We start from the raw sequence: 4,451 nt of genomic DNA, 5'->3' as shown, positions 1-4,451 counted from the left end.
GGCGGCGACCGCCGCCCCGCCGCCGGGCGCCACGCCGAAGAACCTGCGGGCCTGGGCGACCCGGGCCCCCCTCATGCCGGCGCTGGTCTTCCTCATCCTCGTCACCCAGCTGCCGTTCGTCGCGACCCTGGTCATCTCCCTCTTCGAGTGGAACTCGCTGTACCCGGACGCCCGCGCCTTCACGGGACTGTCCAACTACGGCACGGTGCTCGCCGACGGCCAGCTGCGCGAGTCGGTCGTCACCACCGTCGTGCTCACCGTCAGCGTCGTACTGGCCAGTCTCGTCCTGGGCCTGGCCCTCGCGCTGCTGCTGGACCGCAGCTTCCGCGGCCGGGGCCTGGTCCGCACGATGCTGATCGCCCCCTTCCTGGTCGTGCCCGTCGCGGCGGCCCTGCTCTGGAAGCACGCGCTGTTCAACCCGGAGTACGGCCTGCTCAACGGCATGCTCAACTGGGCCGGCGGGCTGCTCGGCTTCGAGGAGGTCATCCAGCCCGACTGGATCTCCGACATGCCGCTGCTCGCGGTGGAGACGGCGCTGGTCTGGCAGTGGACGCCGTTCATGATGCTGATCCTGCTCGCCGGGTTGCAGAGCCGTCCCGCCGACATGATCGAGGCGGCCCGCATCGACGGTGCCGGCAGCTGGCAGATCTTCCGCTACCTCACGCTGCCGCACCTGCGCCGCTACCTGGAACTGGGCGGACTGCTCGGCTCGATCTACATCGTGCAGAACTTCGACGCCGTGTTCACCATGACCTCGGGCGGCCTCGGAACGGCCAACCTGCCGTACACCATCTACGAGACCTTCTACCGGGCCCACGAGTACGGGCTGGCCTCGGCCGCCGGTGTGCTGGTGGTCATCGGCTCGATCATCCTGGCCACCTTCGCGCTCCGAGTGGTCTCGTCGCTCTTCAGTGAGGAGGGATCCCGGTAATGAGCGCCGTCACCGCGACTCCGCCGGCGCTGCGCCGCGCACGCCGCCGCAGCAACGCCCTGGGCCTGCTGGCCTGGGCGGCAGGCATCCTGTTCTTCCTCCCGGTCGCCTGGATGCTGCTGACGTCCTTCCACTCCGAACCGGACGCGGCCACCAACCCGCCGTCGATCACCGCTCCGCTGACCCTGGACGGCTACCGCGAGTTCTTCGGTGCCGGCGGCGGGGCCGACCCGTGGCCGCCGCTGCTCAACTCGGTCACCGCCTCGGTGGCGTCCACCGCGCTGGTCCTGCTGCTGGCGTTCCCGGCGGCGTACGCGCTGTCGATCCGGCCGGTGAAGAAGTGGCGGGACGTGCTGTTCTTCTTCCTGTCCACCAAGATGCTGCCGATGGTCGCCGCACTGCTGCCGATCTACCTGTTCGCCAGCAACGCGGGCCTGCTGGACAACATCTGGCTGCTCGTCGTGCTGTACACGGCGATGAACCTGCCGATCGCCGTCTGGATGATGCAGTCGTTCCTGGCCGAGGTGCCCGTCGCCATCATCGAGGCGGCCCAGCTCGACGGGGCCCGGTTGCCGACCATCCTGTCCCGGGTCATCGCGCCGATCTCCGGCCCGGGCATCGCCGCCACCGCGCTGATCTGCTTCATCTTCAGCTGGAACGAGATGCTCTTCGCCCGGGTGCTCACCGGCGTCACCGCGCAGACCGCGCCCGTCTTCCTGACCGGATTCATCACCAGTCAGGGCCTGTTCCTGGCGAAGGTGTGCGCCGCGTCGATCGTCATCTCCCTGCCCGTGCTGGCCGCAGGGTTCGCCGCCCAGGACAAACTCGTCCAGGGCCTGTCGCTTGGAGCCGTCAAGTGAAAGCCGCAGTCATCGAAGCGCCCGGCAAGGTGTCCCTCACCACCGTCCCGGACCCCACTCCGGGCCCGCGCCAGGTGGTGGTGAAGGTGGCTGCGTGCGGGCTGTGCGGCACCGATCTGCACATCCTGCAGGGAGAGTTCGCGCCGACGCTGCCGGTCGTTCCCGGCCACGAGTTCGCCGGCGAGGTGGCGGCGGTCGGCAGCGAGGTGACGGAGCTGGTCGCCGGTGACCGGGTCGCGGTCGACCCGTCGCTCTACTGCTACGAGTGCCGCTACTGCCGCAGCGGGCACAACAACCTGTGCGACCGGTGGGCGGCGATCGGCGTCACCACCGCCGGCGGCGCGGCGGAGTACGCGGTGGCCCCGGTGGCGAACTGCGTCAAGCTGCCCGACCACGTCGGCCTGCAGGACGCCGCGCTGATCGAGCCGCTGTCGTGCGCGGTGCGCGGTTACGACGTGCTGTCGGCCCGGATGGGCGCACGGGTGCTCATCTACGGCTCCGGCACCATGGGTCTGATGATGCTGGAGCTGGCCAAGCGCACCGGCGCGGCCTCGGTGGACATGCTGGACCTCAATCCGGACCGGCTCGCCACCGCGAAGGCCCTGGGCTGCTCGGCGTCCGCCGCGAGCGCCGACGAGCTGGACCGTCCGCAGGGCTGGGACGTCGTCATCGACGCCACCGGCAACGCGAAGGCGATCCAGGACGGCATCGGCCGCGTCGCCAAGGCCGGAACGTTCCTTCAGTTCGGGGTGTCCGACTACGCGACCACCGCGACCATCGAGCCGTACAAGATCTACAACCAGGAGATCACCATCACCGGCTCGATGGCGGTGCTGCACAGCTACGAGCGGGCCGCCGACCTCTTCGCCGCCGGTGTGATCGACCCGGCGGTCTTTATCAGCGACCGGCACCCGCTGGACAGCTACCCCGAGGCCCTGGAGCAGTTCGCCGCCGGGCAGGGCCGGAAGATCGTGGTCGTTCCCTGAGCCCAGGGGCTCCGGGGCCCACGGGCTCCGGGGTCTCGAAGCTCAGGGCTGCGGGGTCCGAGGCGCGGGGTTCACTCCTCCGGGACTCGGCGCCGTGCGACTGGTGGGGTGTACACGCCCACCAGTTCGCGGTGCCACCACGCGCCGGTGGCCCGCCGCTCACGCCAGGTGGTGAAGCGGTACCGGTACAGCAGCGCCCGCACGTGTTCCGGCGGCCGGTCCGGAAAGGGGTTGCCGGCCAGCAGCCGCAGCGTCGCCGCGTCGTTCTCCAGCAGCCGCCGGAGGAACGCGCCGAACCAGGGACGGCTGTACGCGGGGGAGATCGCGGCGAACCACAGCATCCAGTCCAGCCGCAGGTGGTAGGGCGCCCACTGGCGCGGCAGCCGCCGGACGCTCCCGGGCTTGCCCGGGAAGTCGTACTCCCGCCAGCGGGTGGACCCGCTCGGCTCACGTTCGTCGGTGCCCTCCACCACGATCTCGTGACGCAACCGGGTCACGCTGCCGAACGCGCCGTAACTGCCGCTCAGGTGCAGGGGGTTGTAGGAGCGGTTCATCTGCTGCCGGGAGGAGAGCAGGTTGCGCACCGGCCGGTGCGCCAGCACCACCATCAGGGCTGCGCAGGCGAGCACCACCGTGACGAACCACGTCGGCGGCGCGGCGTGCGCGGGTGCCGTCAGCCACGCGGAGCTGTCCACGGCGGAGAACGCCAGCAGCAGGGTCAGCCAGTTCAGCCAGGCGAAGTTGCCGGACGCCACCAGCCACAGCTGGGTGACCACCACCGCGGCGGCGGCCCATCCGGCGACCGGCTGGGGCGCGAACAGCAGCCCCGGCACGACCAGTTGGGTGACGTGGTTCGCGGCGGCCTCCACCCGGTGCAGCGGCCTCGGCAGCCGGTGGAAGAACCAGCTGAGCGGCCCGGGCATCGGCTGCGTCTCGTGGTGGTAGTCCAGGCACGTCAGCCGGCGCCAGCACGGATCGCCGCGCCACTTGATCAGCCCCGCCCCGAACTCCACCCGGAACAGCAGCCAGCGCAGCAGCAACAGCACCGGCAGCGGGGGAGCGACCCCGGCGTTGCCCAGGAAGATGGCCAGGAACCCGGCCTCCAGCAGCAGCGACTCCCAGCCGAAGCCGTACCAGAGCTGCCCGACGTTGACGATCGACAGGTACAGCACCCACACCGACGTCCAGAGCAGCATGGACACCGCCAGCGGCACCCGGTCCCCGAGCCCGGCGAGCAGCGCCCCGGACAGCGCGGCGCCGGTCCAGGCCGTCGCGGCGAAGAGCCGGTCGGAGTAGCGCAGCCGGAACAGGCTCGGCGCGTCCTCGAACCGGGTGCGCCGCACGAAGTCCGGCACCGGGGTCATGCCGCGCTCGCCGATCAGCGGCCGGAACTGCCGCGCCGCACAGACGAACGCGATCACGAACAGCCCGGCGAGAGCCCGCTGGAAGACCAGCCGGCTCAGCCAGTAGTCGGGGGCCGCGAACCACTCCACACCCGCATGGTTACCACCGTCAGCCCCCGCCGGGCGGGAGGCGCCGGCCCGGCGGGGGCCGGGTATCGCCGCCCCGCGCGGCGTGCTCCGGTCAGCGTTCCAGGACCAGCGCCTGCCCCTGCCCGACGCCGATGCACAGCGGCAGGTCCACGCCGACGCCTTCGCGGACCGCCATGATCGC

Annotated in this window: 4 protein-coding genes; 3 read left to right on the top strand and 1 reads right to left on the bottom strand. The window is 71.1% G+C overall.

Annotated features, from left to right (window positions below; all coding sequences use genetic code 11):
- From ACYVE9_RS16960 to ACYVE9_RS16950, 3 genes are all read left to right on the top strand, one after another.
- Positions 1–931: carbohydrate ABC transporter permease (locus ACYVE9_RS16960; protein WP_461028707.1), on the top strand; the 931-nt coding region annotated here is incomplete at its 5' end.
- Positions 931–1,791: a carbohydrate ABC transporter permease gene (locus ACYVE9_RS16955; protein WP_461028706.1), complete on the top strand. Its 861-nt coding sequence runs from the start codon at positions 931–933 to the stop codon at positions 1,789–1,791. The genes ACYVE9_RS16960 and ACYVE9_RS16955, both read left to right, overlap by 1 nt.
- Positions 1,788–2,777 carry a zinc-dependent alcohol dehydrogenase family protein gene (locus ACYVE9_RS16950; protein WP_461028705.1) on the top strand — a complete coding sequence of 330 codons (990 nt, stop codon included), beginning with the start codon at positions 1,788–1,790 and terminating at the stop codon, positions 2,775–2,777. The genes ACYVE9_RS16955 and ACYVE9_RS16950 overlap by 4 nt, the downstream gene beginning before the upstream one ends.
- A 71-nt stretch (positions 2,778–2,848) precedes the next feature.
- Here ACYVE9_RS16950 and ACYVE9_RS16945 read toward each other — a convergent pair whose 3' ends face one another.
- Entirely contained in the window at positions 2,849–4,270 is a 1,422-nt protein-coding gene (locus tag ACYVE9_RS16945) for a lipase maturation factor family protein (protein WP_461028704.1), read from the bottom strand.
- Between the last annotated feature and the right edge of the window lie 181 nt (positions 4,271–4,451).

The organism is Streptomyces sparsus (genome assembly GCF_054776295.1).
Note: the sequence above shows the minus strand (reverse complement) of the source record. Positions and strands in the feature narration are given on the sequence as shown.